General features: G+C 46.1%; 11 protein-coding genes. 9 read left to right on the top strand and 2 right to left on the bottom strand.

Going from position 1 to position 23,355, the window contains the following annotated elements:
- Window positions 1-12: 12 nt before the first annotated feature.
- From DR864_RS13510 to DR864_RS13500, 3 genes are all read left to right on the top strand, one after another.
- Window positions 13-9,807 (top strand): DUF11 domain-containing protein, encoded by a 9,795-nt coding sequence (locus DR864_RS13510; protein ID WP_162793801.1) that lies wholly within the window; start codon window positions 13-15, stop codon window positions 9,805-9,807.
- Between the two features lie 559 nt (window positions 9,808-10,366).
- On the top strand, window positions 10,367-11,254 hold the full coding sequence (locus DR864_RS13505) for a hydroxypyruvate isomerase family protein (RefSeq protein WP_114067478.1): 888 nt from the start codon (window positions 10,367-10,369) through the stop codon (window positions 11,252-11,254).
- A 450-nt stretch (window positions 11,255-11,704) separates the two neighbouring features.
- On the top strand, window positions 11,705-12,199 hold the full coding sequence (locus DR864_RS13500; RefSeq protein WP_114067477.1) for a hypothetical protein: 495 nt from the start codon (window positions 11,705-11,707) through the stop codon (window positions 12,197-12,199).
- Window positions 12,200-12,278: 79 nt separating this feature from the next.
- Here DR864_RS13500 and DR864_RS13495 read toward each other — a convergent pair whose 3' ends face one another.
- A complete protein-coding gene (locus tag DR864_RS13495; protein WP_114067476.1) occupies window positions 12,279-13,313 on the bottom strand; it encodes a hypothetical protein in 1,035 nt (344 codons plus the stop codon).
- 280 nt (window positions 13,314-13,593) lie between these two features.
- On the opposite strand from DR864_RS13495, the gene DR864_RS13490 reads away from it, so the two are divergent.
- Entirely contained in the window at window positions 13,594-14,097 is a 504-nt protein-coding gene (locus tag DR864_RS13490; RefSeq protein WP_114067475.1) for a hypothetical protein, read from the top strand.
- 71 nt (window positions 14,098-14,168) lie between these two features.
- Here DR864_RS13490 and DR864_RS13485 read toward each other — a convergent pair whose 3' ends face one another.
- Window positions 14,169-14,903, bottom strand: coding sequence for an EcsC family protein (locus tag DR864_RS13485; RefSeq protein ID WP_114067474.1), 735 nt, complete (start codon window positions 14,901-14,903; stop codon window positions 14,169-14,171).
- Window positions 14,904-15,259: 356 nt separating this feature from the next.
- Here DR864_RS13485 and DR864_RS13480 point away from each other — a divergent pair, with 356 nt between their 5' ends.
- From DR864_RS13480 to DR864_RS13460, 5 genes are all read left to right on the top strand, one after another.
- Window positions 15,260-15,850 (top strand): RNA polymerase sigma factor, encoded by a 591-nt coding sequence (locus DR864_RS13480; protein WP_114067473.1) that lies wholly within the window; start codon window positions 15,260-15,262, stop codon window positions 15,848-15,850.
- Window positions 15,851-15,917: 67 nt separating this feature from the next.
- Complete coding sequence (locus tag DR864_RS13475; protein WP_114067472.1) at window positions 15,918-16,994, top strand: FecR family protein; 1,077 nt, start codon at window positions 15,918-15,920, stop codon at window positions 16,992-16,994.
- A gap of 280 nt (window positions 16,995-17,274) precedes the next feature.
- Window positions 17,275-20,706 (top strand): TonB-dependent receptor, encoded by a 3,432-nt coding sequence (locus tag DR864_RS13470; RefSeq protein ID WP_114067471.1) that lies wholly within the window; start codon window positions 17,275-17,277, stop codon window positions 20,704-20,706.
- 29 nt (window positions 20,707-20,735) lie between these two features.
- Complete coding sequence (locus DR864_RS13465; protein WP_205319241.1) at window positions 20,736-22,241, top strand: RagB/SusD family nutrient uptake outer membrane protein; 1,506 nt, start codon at window positions 20,736-20,738, stop codon at window positions 22,239-22,241.
- A 155-nt stretch (window positions 22,242-22,396) separates the two neighbouring features.
- Window positions 22,397-23,299, top strand: a complete 903-nt coding sequence (locus DR864_RS13460; RefSeq protein ID WP_374755789.1) for a ThuA domain-containing protein — start codon at window positions 22,397-22,399, stop codon at window positions 23,297-23,299.
- Window positions 23,300-23,355 lie beyond the last annotated feature (56 nt).

Genomic DNA, 23,355 nt, shown 5'->3' with positions numbered 1-23,355 from the left:
CAATTTTTTTTTATGCAAAAGATATACTGTCAGCTATCAGGAAAACGATTTGTTATCTTGATAATACTTTTACTAACGGCCCTTTCCTCTTCAATGCTGCAAGCCCAGTCCATTCAATGGTCTCAGTATACTGGGCAAAATGTAGGTTCACAAACGTATGCCAGAGCTGTTTTTGTAGAAAAATCACTAGATGGTTCTATCTACGTGGTAGGAGCAATAAGCGGCAATAACCCTCCGCCGACTTTTCCGACTTCGGATGTAATATACCGAGGTTCGGCTTACATCAACAACTATAACGCACCTATCCACTTATCAAAGTACTCTTCTGATGGCAAATTGCTGTGGGTAAGAATTTTAAATGGGTCTAGTATCCAGCCGGCTGGATTGAGTCTTAGTCCCAGTGGAGAACCAGTCATCTTATACGTGACTGGAAGCGCAAATGCGGACTACATAACTCCAGATGCATGGCGGCCTAATCCTCCGAGTTTCGCCTCCTTTGGAAACACCGCAGTATTAAACAAATTTGATGTGAATGGTAACTTGGCCTATGGGACCTATATCGGACCCGTAAACGGCTCACTGTTTATAGAGGGAAATTCCAGCAGTGGTAACACGTATACAGCTTTTGATGGTGTTCAGATTGCCCCAGACGGCACTACATATGTGGTGTTATCATTATATGTCGATTCAGAGTACACAGGGGTTATGCCTACTACTCCCGGAGCCTTTCAAACAGATGCGGTTAAAGTCAGTGGGGTAGGTCTGGCTGACGTCATTATGATATTCAAACCCGATAATACATTACAATATTCTTCCTATTTTAGTTATCAGTTCCAGACAAAATCTGCCAGTGCTCTCTCTAATTCGGGAGATCTTTACTATTTACAGAGCGCCACAAATTTATTGTCATTACCAACACCGCCGGTAAATGCCGCTAAAACGGCACTTGACTCTTCTTATATTATGCGTTTAGATAAAAACGGAAATATAACCGCATCGACGTATCTTGGAGGACTAACAGGTACAATTACGACGAATCCTGTCAATGGAGATGTTATAACCATGAATACTGCTTCAGGTCGGGTACAGGTATTTGATGCTGATTTGACCACCTTAAAATCCGTTTCTACGCCTTTTGCGTTTACAGGACCGAATGATAATGATATTTTTACCAGATTGGGAGTTGATAACTTTGGAAGATTGCATGCATTAGTTTCAGGCGGGGAATTCGCGGGAATTGAAAATTTGCCGGTAATTACACCGGGCGCAATTCAAACGGTCGCTATAAACCAAAAGGAACGTGCTTATTACGGAATAGCCGATTGTAACTTTCAAAAAACCATTTATGGTACCTTCCTTTCAGACCAAAATACACAGAGTTCTTCAAGAACCGCATTAAATGACCTAGAACTGGACCAAAACTGCAATGCCTATATTGTAGGTGCAATATTGCCCGGTACGGGATTTCCCGTGACCCCATTGGCCTATAACGACAATGGCACTGCCACGCTTTCGGGCTTCGATGTTTCTGTTACCAGTATTGTTTCTGACGGTTTTTTAACAAAATTCAACTATCCTATTCTAAAGACGGGAACGAATCAACTTGCTACCCCGGCCATTACTACGTTCTGTAGCGGTTCTGGAGCGTTGGCTATTGACGGAACAAAAGCAAGTTACCTCACGCCGATACTAGCCGGAAACGTTGCTGGTAACCCTGCCCCTACGCCTCTTCACTATCAATGGCAAGTAGCTACTGCGCCGTCAGGCCCTTGGACTAATATCTCAAACACAGATGTAGAAGATTATGTCCCGGCAAATCCTGCTTCACCGGGAACGTATTACTATCGCCGCTTAGTCCGCCAAACGTCTTTCGACATAGCAGCGAACTGTGTGCCGAGCTGTGATGTAGCTTATGCCAGCAATGTCATTTCACTTACGTTTTCAACTAATCAAACCCATACAACTGACTTATCTGCCAAAAAATATGGGTTTTGCAAGGGAAGTACATTGGCCGTAAGCGCCAACTTGAGCCCAAGTATTGACGGTAACCAAGGTCCCTATAACTATAAGCTAACCACATTTACGGATTTAGTAACTGTAGTTGCTGGCCAGTCTGGGACATTGGCATCGGCTCCGGGAGTCATTAATTTGAGTATTTCACAACCTGGTCAATATCTATTGCAGGTTACCGACTCCCGTGGGTGTATAAGTTTTGATACCCTCAATGCCGAACATTTAAAAGTAAATGCTGGCAGCCGAATTTTGTATACCTGTGGAGCAAGCTCGGTCACTTTTGGGCCCAGTTCATTGGTCACAGAATACGCCAATTATGCTAATAATATATTGAGTTGGAGTCCTACAACGGGCCTAAGCAATCCCTCGGTTTTGTCGCCAACACTTTCAATATTGCCAGCTGTTGGAGCTTCAGCTGACTACTACCTGACATTGAATGGTTGTCCGGTAGATACCATTACCGTGTCAAACCAAAGTGTCAACCCATTGCCGTCGTTACCCGCGCTCTCGCTGTGTCAGGGAGATACAGCCATCCTTGGACAAGGTATTACAGCACAAACGGGTGTCACTTATGAGTGGGCACCGGGCTTAGGATTGACCGCCACAAATGTACCCAATCCCATAGTGACTACTGCATATGCTCCAGCAGGGGTAAATGTGACCAGTTATACGCTCAAAGCCCAAAACGGAACCACTAGTTGTGTACAATATACCACGCAGCAAGTAACGGTTTATCGCACGCCCAATCAGTCATTCCAAATCAAAATTTGTTTACAAAACGGTTGCGATACGACCCGGGGACTGGGCTTACCTAACATTGGAACTATTTCTGAGCCAGGGATTGCGTACTCTTGGCAGGCTATTATTGTACCAGGAACTGCAACGACGGGTCTTCCCAGCCCAACTGATGTGACCAACGGACTTGCTAACCCAACAGGATCAGTAACTGATTTTAGTTTTTTGACTGCCTCCTTAGGAAGAGCTAACGGCACATATACTATCCAATTGATTCGGACCAGTCAAAATACGGCCAATCCAGCCTGTATGCGCACCGATACCGCATTTTTAAATTATTGTATTTGCGGTAATGCAGGAGATGGTGGATTATGTGCATTAGCCATAGGGGCCTTACCTACTATTGTTTGTGGTGGAGCAACCAATAAAATTGGGCCGATTCAATACACTAGCGGTGGGACCTATATTTGGTCTCGATTGGATGGGCAACCTCTTAACAATGAATTGTTTGATATTTATACTAATCAACCACTAACCGATGGTGGTCCACATTCGAATCAGGTCTTTGCCAATCCAACCGGATTAACGGCGGTGAGTTATCGTCTTACAATTATTAATCCAGGTTCAGATACGTGCAGAGTAGATATTAAAGTCTTTCCCGCGGCGATTGGTAAGCCAAATGTAACATACATTTCTCCCCAATCTGTATGTCAGGGAAGTCCATATACTATTCAGGGCCCCGCTGCCAACCCTAATCTAATCTATAAATGGGAGCCTGTTTCGTTGCTTGTAAATCAGGCTGATTCCATCTCAGCTTTGCCCACAATAAAAAGCTTAATTGCTGACCAAATCATGTTTGTGACAGTAACCGATACTACTACCGGCTGTTCTGTACAGGATACAGTTCAATTGGTTGTCACACCAGTACAGGTCAATGCAGGAAATAATGCTACTTTCTGTGTTTCAGGAACTACGGTTAATATCGGAGGATTAGCAGCTTTACCTGGCTATTCATATCAATGGACGGCCATTCCTTCAGCAGGGGTTTCTTTTGGTAATGCCACTGCGGCTCAAACAACCGCTACACTTCCAGCTACAAGTGCGGGAGGAACCATTACCTTAATTTTAACGGCTACTAATGGCCAAACTTCAGCAAATTGTACCTTGTCTGATACCGTAGTTTTTAGGGCTGCGGCTACACCCGCCGTTACTATTCCCCCCGCCTTTAGCTTATGCAGCGGCGGACAAGTTATCATTGGACCTGTAAGTCCCAGTGATCTGACCTATGCTTGGTCGGGGCCGGGCATTGTAGGCTCGACGACTGGTAGTGCCGTAACGGTCAATGCTGTTGGCACTTACACCGTTGTGATATCTCAGGGAAGTTGCAGTACGTCTCGGAATGTGACCATCTCAGCGGCGACAACTCCAACCGTAACTCCCAACCCTGCGGCACCTTGCTCAGGACCCGTAACCATAGGAGTTAACAACGTCCCTGGAACAGAATGGAGTTATTCATGGGACAAATTAGATGGTTTGAAGGGTTATACTACAGGTTTTGCCACGATTAGTGTTGAACCTGCCATCACAACTACTTATACGCTTACAGCCACTCATATTTCGGGTTGTACGCTTACTTTTCCTATAACTGTTCCTGCGGCGGCTTATTCGGCAAGTTTGCCAAGTTCGCTTTCATTTTGTGAAGGCCAAACGGCAGTTCTGCCTCTGAATGATCCCTCGGCTGTCAGCGGCACAGTTTCATGGTCGGCGTCGCCAGTGGAGGCACTTGCTTACTTAAGTAGTCCAACTGCCATAAATCCAACAATAGATCTTTCGGCTGCGCCTGCGGGTTCATACACATACACTGCTACTGTAACCTACGGTGCGGGCTGCCAATCGATGGCGTCAACTACAGTAACGATCGGAAAGAAAATAGAAGGGATTGCTGGATTAGATGCTCAAATCTGTAACGGTACATGCACCACTCTGGGAATCGATGCAGTTGCGGGTATTAATTATGAATGGTCTTCATCATCAGGAACGGTCATTTCTGCAGCTAACTCAGCACGACCAACAGTATGTCCAACTCAAAACACTACGTTTACTTTGAAATACTATAGTGCTTCGGGGTGTGTCTTTACGGATGATGTTCTGGTGCAGGTTTTGCCTTCTCCCTCCCTTACTGTTCAGGATCTATCAGCTTGTCAAAATGACAACGGAACAGCCACAATTAATTTGGCAAATGGAGTTGTTTCAACGACCGGTTCCTCTCTTTCTTATTGGCTGAATGCTTCAGCAACTATTGCGGCTCCTAATCCCGTAAATGCTCAGGGAACCTATTACATAAAAGCTTCTGATGGTACTTGCTCGACAATTAAGCCTGTTACTGTAACTTTCAACGACACTCCATCGGCTATTTCAGAAGCTTTCTTTAACTGCGATACTCAGACAGGAACAATTCGTTTGACAAATGTTACTTCTAATGCTCGTTACGATTATTCACTTGGTAACACCTACACTGGTAATAAGACCTATGCCTCGGCATCTGTCATCCCTGGTAGCGGTATCATCGTCTCAAATCTTATCATTCCTTTCAATACAACTCAGAGTTATACCGTACGCTTGTTCGGATCTGATGGTACGTGCTTTAGAGATATAACTGTACAAATTACAAATACCAAACCAGATGCAGGAGCAAACCAAAACATTTGTGCGCCTGCTACCACAGCAACCTTGACGGCCATTACATTGGGCGGTACATGGACTGCACAAGCTGGCAACCCTGCCGCTGCTACCGTTACCAGCTCAGGTGCAGTGAGTGGCATGAGCGCCAACGGCACGTATAATTTTATCTATACGCTTAACGGTTGTACAGATACGGTGTCAGTGGTTCGCAATCCCAAACCAGATGCCGGAAGCGACCAAAGTATCTGCGCACCAACGACCACGGCGACCTTGACGGCCATTACAGCGGGAGGTACATGGACTGCCCAAGCTGGGAACCCTGCCGCTGCTACCGTTACCAGCGCAGGTGCAGTGAGTGGCATGAGCGCCAACGGCACGTATAATTTTATCTATACGCTTAATGGTTGTACAGATACGGTGTCAGTGGTTCGCAATCCCAAACCAGATGCAGGAGCAAACCAAAACATTTGTGCGCCTGCTACCACGGCGACGTTGACGGCCATTACAGCGGGCGGTACATGGACTGCCCAAGCTGGCAACCCTGCCGCTGCTACCGTTACCAGCGCAGGTGCAGTGAGTGGCATGACTGCCAACGGCACGTATAATTTTATCTATACGCTTAACGGTTGTACAGATACGGTGTCGGTGGTTCGTAATCCCAAACCAGATGCAGGAGCAAACCAAAACATTTGTGCGCCTGCTACCACGGCGACCTTGACGGCCATTACAGCGGGCGGTACATGGACTGCCCAAGCTGGCAACCCTGCCGCTGCTACCGTTACCAGCGCAGGTGCAGTGAGTGGTATGAGCGCCAATGGCACGTATAATTTTATCTATACGCTTAATGGTTGTACAGATACGGTGTCGGTGGTTCGTAATCCCAAACCAGATGCAGGAGCAAACCAAAACATTTGTGCGCCTGCTACCACGGCGACATTGACGGCCATTACAGCGGGAGGTACATGGACTGCACAAGCTGGCAACCCTGCCGCTGCTACCGTTACCAGCGCAGGTGCAGTGAGTGGGATGAGCGCCAATGGCACGTATAAATTTATTTATACGCTCAATGGTTGTACAGACACCGTCTCGGTGATTCGTAATCCTCAGCCAATCCAAGTTAATTTATCTCCAGCGGTAATTTGTGAAAATCAAAGCCTGACTTATACCGACGCCTCAGGGACGAACGGTACTTGGAGCGGTCCAGGGGTGAGTGATACGGGCACGGGAGCCACCGTGAGCGGAGCCGCCGCCCTGACCCAACTGGGCCAATCGGCCCCCACGAGTTTCTATATTTACTATACACAAATACTTGGAGAATGTAGCCGAACCGACAGCGGTCTTGTAAGCATTAATCCTCGTCCTTTGGTGAGCATTACAGGTCCAACGCTAGTGTGTGGGAATGAATTACCAGTGAGTTTCACAGGCTCCCCTGCGGGCGGGACGTTCACTCTGCCACAAGGTTTACCCGTGGGAGCGGTAACCATCAGCAACAACGTGGCCACGCTAAATGCTGGTTTTAACATTGCGAGTTTGACATTCAGTTACCAATTTACCGATGCCACCACGGGTTGTAGTAACACCGACAGTCACAGCATTACGGTAACGCCCGCCCCCAATGCGGGCCCTGACCAGACGTTGGCCTGTGTGAATCCCGTGACCAACACGCTTCAAACGACCACGACTTTGACAGGTGCTCCCTCGGGGGGTACATGGTCGGCGCAATCAGGTAACCCTGCTTCGGCAATGGTCACAAACGCTGGTGTAGTGACTGGCATGAGTATGGCCGGTACATATCAATTCATTTACACGTTGAACGATTGTTCGGATACGGTATCGGTGACGGTTTCGCCTTGCCAAGGATGTGTGAAACCCAATGCAGGAAACGACCAGAGTATTTGTTCACCAACAACCACGGCGACGTTGACTGCGATAACATCGGGCGGCACGTGGAATGCGCAATCGGGCAACCCTGTATCGGCAACGATAACGAACGCGGGTGCGGTAGCTGGCATGACGGTTGATGGCACTTATCGTTTCATATATTCCGTGACAAGTGGAGGAGAAACCTGTACAGATACGGTGTCGGTGGTTCGTAATCCCAAACCAAATGCAGGAGCAAACCAAAACATTTGTGCACCTGCTACCACCGCAACCTTGACGGCCATTACAGCGGGCGGTACATGGACTGCACAAGCTGGCAACCCTGCCGCTGCTACTGTTACCAGCGCAGGTGCAGTGAGTGGCATGACTGCCAACGGCACGTATAATTTTATCTATACGCTTAATGGTTGTACAGATACGGTGTCAGTGGTTCGCAATCCCAAACCAGATGCCGGAAGCGACCAAAGTGTCTGCGCACCAACGACCACGGCGACGTTGACGGCCATTACAGCGGGAGGTACATGGACTGCACAAGCTGGCAACCCTGCCGCTGCTACCGTTACCAGCGCAGGTGCAGTGAGTGGCATGACTGCCAACGGCACGTATAATTTTATCTATACGCTTAACGGTTGTACAGATACGGTGTCAGTAGTTCGTAATCTGAAGCCAGATGCGGGAGTCGATCAAACTTTAACGTGTCCTCCATCGGGCATTTCACCGACAACTGCTACTCTCTCAGGCGCGCCTTCGGGGGGCGTATGGTCAACTTTGGCCAGTAATCCTGCCGCCGCGACGGTCACAAATGCAGGTGCTGTAAGTGGAATGACAGTAGCAGGTACCTATCAATTTATTTATACTTTGAATAATTGCGCAGACACCGTTCAAATAGAGGTTCCTACTTGTATCGTGCCAGTGTTCGACTTAGCCTTACGCAAGACCTTGGCCACGGGCCAGAGTGCGAGCGTTGTGGCGGGTAGTAATGTGACGTTCACCATCACGGTGTTCAACCAAGGGAACGTCGATGCGACGAACATTCAAGTAACAGATTACATTCCAACGGGATTGACCTTGAACGATGCCAACTGGACAGCCACTGCTGGAGTCGCCACGCTCAACACGGTGATTGCAAGTTTACCTGCTGGTCAAAGCACGACAAGAGACATCACCTTTGTTGTGAGCACAGGATTCACGGGTTCGATTAGTAACTTGGCGGAAATCAGCTCGGCGACGGGCGGTACTGATGTAGATTCAAGTCCTGATAGTAACCCAGCCAATGATGGCACGCCGAAGAATGATGTGATCAACGAAAACGGATTGACGGGTGGAGACGAGGACGACCACGACCCAGAGGTAATTACGGTGACGCCAGCGCCAGTGTTCGACTTAGCCTTACGCAAGACCTTGGCCACGGGCCAGAGTGCGAGCGTTGTGGCGGGTAGCAATGTGACGTTCACCATCACGGTGTTCAACCAAGGGAACGTCGATGCGACGAACATTCAAGTAACAGATTACATTCCAACGGGATTGACCTTGAACGATGCCAACTGGACAGCCACTGCTGGAGTCGCGACCCTCAACACGGTGATTGCAAGTTTACCTGCTGGTCAAAGCACGACAAGAGACATCACCTTTGTTGTGAGCACAGGATTCACGGGTTCGATTAGTAACTTAGCGGAAATCAGCTCGGCGACGGGTGGTACTGATGTGGATTCAAGTCCTGATAATAACCCAGCCAATGATGGCACGCCGAAGAATGATGTGATCAACGAAAACGGATTGACGGGCGGAGACGAGGACGACCACGACCCAGAGGTCATTACGGTGACGCCACCAGCACAAGTAGACTTATCATTGAAAAAATTGATTAACACCAAGATTGCTCAACTCGGAGACACACTTACCTACACCATTAAAGTCTTCAACCAGTCAGCCACTTTGGCAACAGGTGTAGAAGTTACGGACTCGTTGGCCACTTCGGTACAATTTATCAATGGAAGTTTTACATCCACTCGTGGCACGGCTGCTATCACCAATAATGTCATTATCTGGAATATTGGCAACATTGCGGCCAGTGGAGATACCGTCACGCTTACGTATAAAGTGAAAGCCATTCAGGAGGGTGTACATTTCAATACGGCCGAAATTACAAAAACCAATGAAGGTGATATTGATTCTACCCCTGGAAATGGGAATAACGTAGAAGATGACAACGACCAACAGTGCTTTACGGTACCATTTAAGTTATGTCCGCTAGAAAAGGTTCAGGCCAGTGTACCGGCTTACCTAACAAATGTACAATGGTACAAAGATGGAGGAAGTACGCCGATTGTGTCGGGAAATACAGTTCTATTCAGCGAGGTGGGTACTTATACCTTCACGGCGTCTAATCAACAATGTCCTGCGGAAGGTTGTTGTCCGATTATTATTGAGGCGGGAAATAACTGTTGTCCGACTCAAATTTGTATTCCTTTCACCATCAATAAAAAGAAAAAATAATTAAAAGAGAGTCATCCTGAGCTTTAGGGTGTAAAATGAACCTCCCTGTAATTTTGAGAATCGTTTCAGACTCAAAAAAACAGGGAGGCTTTTTTATGTCGATTTAAGCTGAAAGTGCCCTAAAATTAATGGGTCGTGGTTTCCTTCAATAATGTTGACGGTATTGTTAATACTCATTTTATAGACGTGCTTAAGTTCTCAGATTGATACTCATTTGGGGAGGGTAGTTTATGACAGGTTCATGATGGTTTCATCTTGAAAATACTCCTGGACAAAGATATTCGTCAATATATGCTGTATTTTTCTAACGAAATGAAGCAAATCAAAAACTTATTATCATTTTAAAATATTCAATGAAAAAAAGGTAGAATTTCTATAATTTTAACGGGTGCGAAAGCACTTTACAATTGGTTAGTAATTAAAAAAGCCTCGGGGAGTTTCGCCGAGGTTTTTTATGGGAGATTTTAACAATAAAGGGGTAATATCTTGTTTGAAAATGCTTTAATTGGTCAGAGAAAGTGCTGGCAATGAAACCAACAATGATTAACGAAGATTCACTATGGCAATAAACACATCACGCCGCGCTGCCCTGAAAAATATGGTAGGCAGCGCTGCCCTTTTGTCGTCGCCTATGACGCTGACGGAAGCTTTTGCAGCGTCCGATAAAGCCCTTGGACCCGAGCTGAAAGGCAGAATCAAGCAGTCGGTTTGCCGCTGGTGCTACAGCAAAATACCACTGGAAGACCTTGCCCGCGAAGCAAAAGCCATGGGTCTGCAATCCATCGAATTGTTGGGACCCAACGACTGGCCAATTATTCAAAAACATGGCTTGACGTGCGCCCTGCCCAACGGTGCGGGCATGGGTATCGAAAAAGGATTTAATAATCCGATTTATCATGATGATTTAGTGGCGAGTTATGAAGCCCTTTTTCCTAAGTTGGTGGAGGCGGGCTTGAATACTGTCATTTGTTTTTCGGGCAACCGCAAAGGGATTTCTGACGAAGAAGGTTTGGTAAACTGTACCATTGGACTCAAACGGCTGATGCCCTCTGCTGAAAAATATAAAATCACCCTTATCATGGAACTTCTCAATAGCCGGGTTAATCACAAAGACTATCAGGCTGATAAAAGCGCTTGGGGCGTTGAGCTTTGCAAACGGGTAGGCTCGGAGCGTTTTAAATTACTCTACGATATTTATCACATGCAAATTATGGAAGGCGACATCATCGCCACCATCAAGCGCGACCATCAGTACTTCGGGCATTATCATACGGGCGGCGTACCAGGTCGCGCCGAAATCGACGATACGCAAGAACTGAATTACCCCGCCATCATGAAAGCCATTGTAGAAACGGGCTATCAAGGATATGTGGCGCAGGAATTCATCCCCAAACGCCCAGACCCTATCGCTTCGTTGAAACAGGCCGTGGAAATTTGTGATGTATAGCCACCGAATAATGAGTAGAAAATTTTGACTCCTTAACCATTCAACACAAAAAAAGAAGAGTCCCGCCTTTGAAAAAGCGGGACTCTTTTGCGTTCATACGCACCAAAAAGGCACTTTTGACGAAGGTTCTGCTGGAGGTATTGCTAAAATGAATCCATATTTTATGTATGTTGTATAATTTTAATCCAAATTATATTTTGACAAATACCCTATTGTGTACTATTAAAGTCTGATTTTGGCTATTTGCAAGGACTTAAAAAAGACTTTGCCGAATATAATTCCGTTCAAATGATTTTTCATGCACTTCGACCCGTAAAACCTACGCTTCATCCCATTTCCCTTTTTCAGCTCAAAAATACCTGCCACTTTTGTCATGTCATTAAGACAAACAAACAGCCAGAAACAAAAAATTAAAATAATTACAGCCAACAATTTAAGAACATTAAAATCATGAAATCGTTAATCACAACCGCCGCTTTAAGTCTTTTAGCATTAAGTACCATTGCAGAAGCACAACCCCAAAAAGAGCAATCGTGTGTCGCCGCTCATTTAATGGCCTCGTTACCAACCCAGGATGTTGAATCAACTACTCCCGCTTTTGTAGTCCTCAATATTCAATCGTTAATGGCTTCATTGCCTACGCTGGACGCTACCAACGAAATGCCAACCAATCCAATGAGTGCTGAGCTGATGGCTTCATTGCCTACCAAAGATGAAAACATCGAAGCACCTGCTGCTCGCATGAACACCGCGAAACTGATGGCTGCATTGCCTACCGTGGATGAAACAATGAGCTTACCCGCCGCTCGTATCAGCAGCGCGAAATTGATGGCTTCGTTGCCAACGATGGATGCAACTACCGTAACGAGTGTGTTGGTAGATACTAACATCAATCATTTTGATAGCAAATATCATCACACACCCACTCGTTTGACCGAAGAATAATCAAGCTACAATTCCATATAATCAGATAGAAAGGCGCATCAGAAGGAGGTTAAACTCCGACGATGCGCCTTTTCGTGTTTTAGGCGGTTTTCTCCTGATTGCGCCATTGCTCGGCTTTGCGCCCCACCCACCAGAAGGAGAATGCCAGAATGGCAAAAAAGATACCTTTGTTGGTTCGGTCCCAAAAATATTCAAAGTATCGCGTGTAAATATTAGCCAAAAAGAACACCAGACAAATATCGCGCAGGGTATCGTTTTTGCTTCTAAATGCGTACGCTGTAAGCGCAGCCAAAACAACCGTAAATCCCGCCGACCAGTACCAAAGCGTGCCCTGTTTGATGGCTGACCACCGCCCCAAATCGTCGTAATTGCCAAAAATGGAGAGCATCCAAGCCGCGAAAAGAAACAAAACCAGTCCAAAAGTATAGGTGGCGCGCTCGAAAGAAATCAGTGGTTTGATTTTTTCTACCAACCACGACGATGCCCAAATCAATAGCCCTAAAAGGGTCATGCTCAACGGATAATTCATTCCTGCAAACCGAAATCCTCCTCCCGACCATTCGTAGATTTGAACCGCCCACCAGCCCGTCAAGGATAAAAGCATGGCAACCCATAAAAGCTGTGAGGGTAAAAAGCCGCCGATAAAGCCGTAAACGACGGTTGCAATCAGCAAAGGTTGAGCGTAGTCTCCATTGAAAAGGCCCAGGCTGCGGGTCCAGTAGGCAATCGCGACGGCTACGCTGAGGGCAATGGTAATGGTATAAGATTCATTGCTGATTTGGGAAGTTGGGTATTTGAGTTTTCGGCGGCGGGCTAAGTATACAAATACGCCAGCTACGAGCGTAAAACCCACGCCTACAGTGGCTTCCGAGAACTCCCATCGTTTGCGCAATAATTCAATCCATTTTTCATCAATCACCAACGCCCCAAAAGCCAAAAGGCCGCAAGAAACGGCCGAAATAAAAGCGTACCAAGCGATAGTGTCGACGTTGGAGCTGCGGACTTCGTAGCTGTTGCGCAGTTCTTCGGCTAGTTCAGGGGATATTTTGTGGGAATCTTCCCAAAAACGAATGGCGTTGATAACGGTGGCAGCTTCTTTTTTGTCAAGTTTCATAGGGCTGTTAATTGATAATCTGACTGGTAAAATCCCGTGCCGGCGGAGTCATTTATTGGCGGAATACGTCTCAAAATAAAGGATTTTATTGAAGTGTCAGAAAAGGATAGTTGCACTACGTGGCCGTTTACAAATAAATTGGAGAAAAAAGCGCTGGAAGTACTAAATAATCATCTGATTATCAGTGTGTTTTTGTTTTGCATTTTTGATTTTTCTTATTTATGCCCTTTCCTTTTTGTCCTTATTTAATCCTTGTTATAAATTGCCGTAAAATAACGTTATGAAAAACAGTATATTATTCTTTGCCTTGCTACTATCATTGCCTGCATCTTCCCAAAATGGCTGCCAAAAAACGATTCATTATGAATACAGCAGTTTTGACGGTGAGCACCGATTCTTTACGCCTAAAGAGGATGAGAAAAGAAGAGACGAGCCTATTTACTTCGAAAAAGCGTTGTCAAAAGGAGAAACAAAATATTATGTACACATAAAGGTTTACTATCCAACGTTTTATACGGCGTTGGTTGACCTGAGTATTCAGTTTGCTGATGGCTCAAAAATTTTGCGGCGGCAGCAGCTCATTGGAGTAAAACCTTCCAAAATAACCAACTTCTACGAGTCAACTACACTTTTTCGGATTAACGAAAGCGAATTGAATTTGTTTCTAAACAAGCGTATCGGTGGTTTTAGCATTCAAACCGATGAATTTAAAATTCCTGCCGAAGAAGGCGTTCAGTTAAAACACGAAGTAGAATGCCTGCGGTACGCTCAAGTGCCTAAGTGAGCTGTTGGGGTGGAAAAGAAAACTCATCCCGTTGTTGGTGTTTTTCCACCAACAGCCATCGTCTCTTAATTTTATTTAATCAATTTTTGTTCCTCCGTCCACCGCATTCGGTAGGCATTGATGGCGGTTTTTCCCAATTTGTTAATCAAACGGTAGTTGACCACCACGCCCACGGCGGCACCGATGCCTGGGATAAGTTGGGCCATTTTGGCGAGGTCGATGTAATCGCGGTATTCCTGCTGGAAGGTGCGCCAGTCGAAAGCGTGGATGTCTTCGGGAAATTGTTTGCTTTTTTCGTCCCAATTTACCATCTGTAAATAAACTTCTTTGCGGCGCTCCTGACTCGAAAAAGCCAGTTGGAAAATATGTAGGATATAAAGGCGCTCGCGGTAATCGTCGATGGGGTAGCCGTATTGCGCGGCAATATCGAAAAGCAACTTGAGCTTAATACTCAGCAACAGTGGGAAATCAGCAAGCGCCAACAGAAACCCACCCGCGCCTGCTACACCCCCTTCGGCGGCTCCTGCCGTTTTATAAAAATTGATTCGCTTCTGCACGGCAGATTCGCGCTCTTCCAATGTAACGGCGGGAATTGGTTGGGGGGTAATAAATTCAGCCCCAAACAACACCCCCCGCGTCATCTGCTTGATGGTGGCGGTGATAACGTCGTGGATTTTTTCTGGAATGAGGTTATTTATCCAAGTCTGGGCCGATTTTGATAATCGGTTGACGGCCGAAGGCTTTTTCAGCATTTGGCGTTGCCATACGTTTAATTCCTTTTGGGCGAGTTCTTCGTAGGGAGTCATGGCTACGGGGTTGGTGCGTGGGGTAGTTACACATTATCCCCTAAAAAACAAAATGTAAAGATAGATTTCCTATGGCATGGTGGGTGTTTTCTAAAAGGTACCCATGGTGTATACAGGTCAAAGCAGGATGCAAAAGACGGAGCAAAGCCGTTTATTCATTAAAATAACGTAAGAGGGAGGCTTGATAGAATGTCTTTTTGAGATTCATAATAAGGGGTAATTATGAAAAAAATTAAAAAATATTTAGAAAAAATAGGATTAAAATCCACCCTTTCTGGCATTAGTATATTAGAAGGTCATTGTACCCATCATAATCAACGTTTTCAGCGCCGTGTACTATTTTTAACAATTTTTCTGTGACAGCACATCATCCAAATAATGGCCTTTGGAACGCTTTTCGGGAGGGCGATCAGTGTGCATTTAAGCGCATTTATGAGTTGTATGCCAAAGAGTTAGTAAGTTATGGATATAAAATAACGACGAATGTTCAGTTGGTCGAAGATAGTATTCATGATCTTTTCATTGAATTGTGGCAAAGTCGTACCAACCTCAGTGAGACGGATTCTATTCGGTTTTATTTGTTCCGGTCGCTTCGCAATAAAATCAACCGTGCGCAACAACGGGATGTTTTTTATCAATCGGTTAGTGTGGAAGGAATAGATAGGGCCTATGAGGAGGATACCTGCGAGAGCCGCCTGATCAAAGATGAGAGTCAGGAGCAGCTTTTGCGTCAACTCAAGCAAGGATACGGACGCTTGAGCCCCCGCCAGCAGCAGGCCATTGACTTGCGTTTTACGCATCATTTCAGCAACGAAGAGGTGGCGCACATTATGGGCGTCAATTATCAATCGGCGTGTAAATTCATTTATACCGCCCTCAAAACCCTGCGCGAAGCAGTACGTATTTTTTCAATCATCGGTGTTCTTATTTTCAATACTATACCCTGAGCGTAAGGCAGGCTTTACAATCTATATCCACTACCATTTTTTGAATTTATTTTTTTTACTAACCTAGATGGACTATTATCAATATACCGCCGAAGATTTCGCCGCCGATGACTACTTTAAGGAATGGGTATGTTCTCCTACGGCCGAAAATGACGCCTTTTGGCAGGGCTTTTTAAGGGATTGCCCCGAGCGCTATTATCAGATTGAAGAAGCGCGGCGGCTCATTGAGGGGTTGAACCAAATTTGTCCTATTCCAGAAGCGAAACAATCGGTTTCGGTGATTTGGGCGCGGATTGAGAACACGCTCCATGAGCAGTCAACGGAGCGTATGCACAGACCTCAGCGTTGGTACATACCTGTTCTATCCATCGCGGCTACCCTTGTGGTGTTGATTGCGGCGGGGTGGTTGTTTTGGCGACGTTCCACTCCGTTGGAGATTCCTGGGGTATTGGCCGCTGCGCCCGCTGAATGGGTAGAGGCCGTCAACGGAGCCGACAAAACCATGTTACTGCAACTGTCGGATGGTAGCATTGTTAAACTGGAAAAAAACAGTCGGCTTAAGTACCCTGTTGAGTTCGATGATTCAAAAAGGGAGGTGCATTTAGAAGGTGGTGCTTTTTTTGAGGTGCAAAAAAATCCCAAGCGGCCTTTTTTGGTGTTCTCTAATGGGCTGGTCACTAGGGTATTAGGTACAAGTTTTCACGTAAAGGCATATCAGAAGGACCCAAATGTAACGGTTGCGGTAAAGTCGGGACGGGTTTCGGTCTATGCCGAGCGGAACGATGCCCAGCAAGACCCTGAAGTGAAGGGTGTTGTACTGACACCCAACCAAAAGGCGGTTTTTCATCGTAGCGAGTCCACCATCAGCAAAGTATTGGTAGAGGCGCCGTTGCTACTGTTACCCCCCGTCGAAATGGCCCGGTTTGTGTTTGAAGCGGCCCCCGCTACGGAGGTATTTGAGGCCTTGGAAAAATCGTACGGGATAAAGGTAGTTTTTGACGAAGAAGTACTCAAAGACTGCACCCTGACCATTAACCTGACCGACGAAAACTTGTTTCAAAAACTTGAAGTAATCTGTAAAGTGCTAGATGCTAGATATAAATTGATTGATGGTCAGGTGATTATATACAGTAAAGGATGTTGATTTTTAAAATGCCCTGAGTAAAAAGAGAATATTTTTCTAATAAAAAAACGCACCATTTGTCACATAGAATACTACCTAAACAACAAAATGCTTCTTTAACTTTTAACAATTTTATGTCTATGAAGAGTCCATCGTTTTTCTCCTGACAAAAAAAACATCAGCAGTGGTCGCACACCGCTGATGCCGTTGCCTCCCTGTGATTTTGACCGATCAGCAAGCGCCTGTAAAGACGTGAAGGAGGAGTTTTTGCTCAAATTATTCACAAAAACAATCAAAACTAATGAAAAAAACGGTACGTTTTAAACCCCTTGTGTATCATCTCATGAAAATATCGTTGATACAATGTGTGTTGGCATTGATCTTTACGGGTATCTCTTTAGCCCGGGAGGCCGGCGCGCAGGAAATACTCCAGCAGAGAGTGACCATTAATGTTGAGAATCAGGACGTACGGAAGGCGTTGACGGTGATTGAAAAGCAGGTCAAAATACGATTTGCGTATCGCCCAATTACGCTTCCTTCCAATCGGAAAATTACGCTCAGTGCTTCCAATGAGCCGTTGGTGGAAGTGCTCGGTAAACTAATAAAACCTCTTCATTTGAGGTATGAAATAATTGGAAATCAGATTATTCTGACCCCAGAAAAAGAAGCTGCGCCAACCGCAGCTCCTGCTCCAAAGGTAGTGCCAATCGAAGCCACGGCTCCCGTGGTTCGTAAAATATCAGGTGTTGTTACAGACGAGGCTAATGCTGGGTTGCCTGGTGTGAGTGTGGTTTTGAAAGGAACACAGCGCGGTACAACGACCAATTCTGAAGGCCGTTTTGACCTTGAAGTACCCGACAACAACGCGGTGCTTGTGTTCAGTTTTTTAGGTTATCTGACGCAAGAATTGACCGTAGGCGCGCAAACACAGTTGAATGTTTCGCTGAAAGTAGACACCAAATCGTTGGAAGAGGTAATCGTGGTGGGTTATGGTGTGCAGCGCAAATCAGACTTGACAGGAGCTGTGGGAACCGTAAAAGGAGAAACCCTTCAGGAGCGCCCGTCGGCCTCTTTGAATCAGGCCCTGGGGGGGCGTATTACGGGGGTGAATGTATCGGTTAACTCAGGTCGCCCAGGTGGGCGTGCCAACATTCGTATTCGGGGAAATACCTCCGTGAGTGTGGCCAACAACCCTTTGTACGTGATTGACGGGGTGATTTTGAACGCCACCGATTTGGCCAACGGAAGCACGCCGATTGATTATATTAATCCCAATGATATCGCCTCCATTGAAGTATTAAAAGATGCCTCGGCTACGGCTATTTACGGTGCACGCGGTGCAAACGGCGTTATCTTGGTGACTACCAAGCGTGGTAGTCAAGATGGAGGTCGTATTAGTTATGATACGGATTTCAGCGTGGGGACATTGCCCCGTAAAATCCCTTTGCTCAATTCGGAAGAATTTCTGAGAACGGAAGAAATTGCCTACCAAAATGCCCAAAAGTACGATCCCGTGGGCTGGGCTGGTGGCAAGTACGTGAATCCAGTGACCAAGCGTACCAATCCTTTATTGTTTGATGCAAGCGGTAAGCCGCTCTACAACACCGATTGGCAGGATGAATCGTTCCAAAAAGCGTTTACCCAAAACCACCAACTTGCGTTCAGCGGTGGCAACTCCCGGGACAATTTCGGTTTGTACCTTGGGTACCGCAACGAAGATGGTTTGATGAAAGAATCGTGGCTCAAACGCTATTCAGCGCGTTTTGTGATGGACAGCCAAATCAAAAAATGGATTAAGGTAGGTGGTACGCTTAGCTACAATGACCAGAGCGAAAGTCAGGTAGACCCACTCGGAGCTGGTGGCATCATTGCTATGCGTCAAGTATTGGAGGCGCTACCTATTATTCCAGTCAAATACCCTGATGGCCGTTGGGGCGGTAATGAAGACTACCCTGGTATGGAAGGTGGTGGCAACCCTATTCACGTAGCTACTGAGCGCCTTTATTATCTCAAGACCCAAACCATGTTGGGGAATATCTATACCAATATTTCATTGGCAAAAGGCCTGGAACTGCGCACCACGTTGGGGACCAACATCATCAACCAACGTATTGATTATTATGGAGGTCGGAACCTGAATTATATTTCTCGCAACCAAGGCGGAGACGCATCCATCACGGGCGACCGTCATAATTCGTGGCAGTTTGAAAACTACCTGACCTATAATACCAAAATCAACAAAATTCACTCGGTCAATGCCTTGTTGGGATTAGCGTGGCAGCACGTAGATCGCTTTAATTTTGTAGCTAGAGCGCAGCGTTTTCAGGATGACTATTTTCAATTCAACAACCTCGGGGCGGGGGCGGTGGCGCTTGCTCCTACCTCTGGAACGAGTGCATACGGCCTGAATTCATACTTCGGACGTATTAACTACGGCCTCAAAGACAAGTACTTACTCACGGTCACGGGGCGTATTGACGGTTCTTCTAAGTTTGGTTCTTCTAATCGCTACGCGGTATTTCCTTCTGCGGCATTGGCGTGGAGAGTCATTGAAGAAGACTTTATGCAAAATGTGCCCTTTATCTCTAACCTCAAAGTACGTACCAGCTATGGCGTAACAGGTAACTCGGAAATTACGGCCTATCAGGCATTGGCTGGTTTAGGCAATTACTCGGTGATCTTCAACAACGCCCGCCAAATTGGTATCGGGGTAAACCGCCTCGCCAATCCTGACCTGCGTTGGGAAAAAACGGCCCAAGTGGATGCTGGAGTAGAATTGGGACTGTTTAACAACCGCATCATGATCGAAGCCGACGTGTACCGAAAACTCACCACCGATATGCTTTTGAGCGCGCCGGTACCTTCAAGTAGTGGTTTTACGACGGTGAGCCAAAACATCGGAAGCATGGAAAACCGTGGGGTAGAATTGGGTATCAACACGGTCAACGTTGCAGGCCGCAATTTCTCGTGGAATTCAGCCTTTAACATTTCCTTCAACCGCAACAAAGTAATTGCGCTTACGGGCGGAGCGGATATTTTTAGCGGATCAACCATCATTCGCGAAGGCGAGCCAGTAGGGTCATTTTTCGGGTTTGTGCACCAGGGCACTTGGAGCATAGCTGAAGAATCAGAAGCGGCTAAGTATCTTAAAAAGCCAGGCGATATCAAATATCAGGATGTAAACAATGACGGACGTATCAACGACAACGACCGCGTGGTAATCGGTAAAGGGATTCCAGATGGTTTCGGTACTTTTATCAACACTTTTACGCACAAAAATTTGGAGTTGATGGTTGATTTGCAATTCATGTACGGCAACGACGTATTGTTTAGAAGCAAGCACTCAGCCGAAGACCGCCAAGGAATTGCCAACAGTTTCAAGACCGTTTTGAACGCATGGACGCCTACTAATCAGAATACCAATATTGCCGAATTACGCCCTGTATCAGCTGGTTATAACACCAACAACGATACCGACCGCGTGCAAGACGGCTCTTTCTTGAGAGGTAGAAACATCCTTTTGTCGTATAAATTCTCCCCAAAAATGATTGAGAAAATCCACCTTAATCGTTTGAGAGCCTTTGTTTCGGTACAAAACTTCTTCCTTAACACCAAGTTTGAAGGCTATGACCCTGAAGTATCAACTTCTGGTTCGGCATTTGACCAAGGAGTTGATTTGTATGCCTATCCAAAACCGCGCGTTTTTATGGTTGGGTTAAACATCGGATTGTAATAGTTGTGTAATTTTTAATGGATACTCTAATGAAATACACTATAAAGTTTTTTAGTCAACTGATACTGAGCGGAACATTGGTTTTGTGCGGGGTGAGCTGCTCCGATTTTTTAGAAGAGCCCGATCGTTCAAATTTTACGATGGAAAACTATTTCACCAAGCCCGAACACGCCGAAAGTGTGGTGAACTCCATTTACGAAAACCTTCGGAACGTGTTGGGAGGTGGATTTGGCGGCGCGCCATGGATGATGCTGGAATTTGCCACTGGCTTGGCCAACACCGAGTTGGGGCAGGCCCAAAACAGCATTTTTGTGCGAAATCTGGTTAATAACTCAGACAATGGTTACGGTGCCACGTACTGGACCAGCCACTATCGGGGCATTGCCAACGCAAATCTAGCGATTGCGAAAATACCAGGCATTTCGATGAATGAAGCCGCTAAGAAGCGTTATTTGGGCGAAGCACGATTCCTGCGGGCGTTGTATTACTATGATTTGGTGCGCATCTTCGGCAACATTTCGCTCATTACAGAGCCAGTTGATTTGAAATCGCCCGATTTATATCCTACGCAGGTATCGCCAGAAGAGGTATATAAGGTAATCGTAGCCGATTTGATTGAGGCGGAAGCTTCCGGCTTGCCGTACACAGATGCCACTGGGCGTGTGTCTTTAGGGGCGGTTAAGTCGCTGCTGTCGAGTGTATACCTTACCATGGCAGGATTCCCCTTGCAAAAAGGCGCTGAATACTACAAAAAAGCGGCTGATAAGGCCAAGGAAGTAGTTGATTCTGGCAAATTTAGCCTGTTCCCGTCGTATGATGATTTGCGTAATCCCGCCAAAAAGAACATCGGCGAAAACATTTTCATGGCGCAATATGTCGCTTTCGTATTGCCTTCCAATTGGCAAACATCCATTATTCCGTACAATCAGGGGATTTCGGCCTATACGGATGAAACTGGGGCTATTTTTGCCAATAAAGAATTCGTAGAATCGTACGAAAATGGAGACAAACGAGCGGCCGAAAAGCAATTTTATTACACTTCTTTCTCACTGCGGAGCGACCGTACCAAAACCCGAAATTTGGGAGGGTATTACCTGTACAAACACTTCGATACCGAAGCCCAACTCAGCACCACAAGCAGTGGCCTGAACTGGACAATGATGCGTTATGCGGAGGTTTTGTTGACCTATGCCGAAGCCGAAAACGAAGCAAATGGCCCGTCGGCAGCGGCGTATGAAGCTGTGAATGCCATTCGCCGACGTGCTCAACTACCCGATTTGGCTGGTTTAACCAAAGTGCAACTCAGAGAAGCGATTTGGAAAGAGCGTTGGCATGAGCTGAGTTTTGAGAACAAAACTTGGTACGACATGACCCGCCTACGCAAAGCGTTTAACGTGACAACCAAGAAGTTTGAGGATTTTGCAGGGCACAAGTTTTCATACGGCCCCGTGCTCAAAGAAAGAGAATTGCTGTTTCCGATCCCCACCGCCGAAATTCGCAACAACAATAAGTTGAAGCAGAATTCGGGTTATTGATAAATGTTTTGTAGATAGAAGTGATTTCTTACCGTAAGCATCTTTTCTTAGGTGCTTACGGTATAAATTTTAGAAATACAACTTTTTAAGTACTGGCTATAGCAAATAGCTTTTAAGTTTAGAATTGTTTAAAAACCCGCTTAAAGACACACTGCATGATAAAGCGTACTGTAAGTCGTATTGTTGCCAACCATTGGTTTTCGGGGCTGTTCCTAATGTTAGGGATTGTGGCCGTTTCCGCCTTTGATTCTCCCCAAAAAACAGCTCCGCCAAAAAAGAAACCGTTGGTCGTTTTTGTGGCTGGCGATCATGAATACGGCGGCGAACAAACCCTCCCGCTCATTGCGGCTGAATTAGAAAAAAACTACGGCGTACGTACCAAAGTACTCAAGTCATTTCCTGACCAAAATGCCGAAAAAAATATCCCTGGTTTAGAAGCGCTCCGCGAAGCAGATTTGGCGGTGTTTTTCTTGCGCTGGCGTCAATTGCCGCCCGACCAACTCCAATACCTCGACGAATACCTTAATTCTGGCAAGCCAGTGATGGGTTTTCGAACTTCTACGCACGCATTTAATTTCCCCAAAGGACACGCTTCCGAAGCTTGGAATGCGTTTGGAGAAAGGGCTTTTGGGTCGCCTCCAGGCTGGGGCAAAGCGGGCCACACCCACTACGGACACAAAAGTACCACCGACGTAACGGTGATTGCCGAAGCAGCCAAGCACCCGATTCTGACGGGCGTACCTTCTGCTTTTCACGCGGCTTCGTGGTTGTACCGCGTTCGCCCCGATTATCCGCCGCAGGATGCCACCCCACTGCTGATGGGAAAATCAGTAAATCCTGACAAGGCCGCCATTGATAATCCAGTAGCTTGGACGTGGAAAAATAAAGCCAATGCCAAAGTGTTTTTTACGACGCTGGGGCACCCCGAAGATTTTCAACAAGAAGGTGTTCAGCGGCTCACCATCAACGCAATACATTGGTTGTTGGGCAAACCCGTTCCTAAAAAATGGAAAGGTAAAATGGAAATAAATGTGCCTTACCGAGGTATTGTAAACTAGTAGAGCAGTACTAAATACATCATTATTAATTACGAGTTAAAAATTTAAAATAACTA

Origin of the sequence: Runella rosea, from assembly GCF_003325355.1 — a bacterium.
In the GTDB taxonomy this organism is placed as follows: Bacteria; Bacteroidota; Bacteroidia; order Cytophagales; family Spirosomataceae; genus Runella; species Runella rosea.
This window is presented reverse-complemented; position numbering and strand designations above follow the sequence as displayed.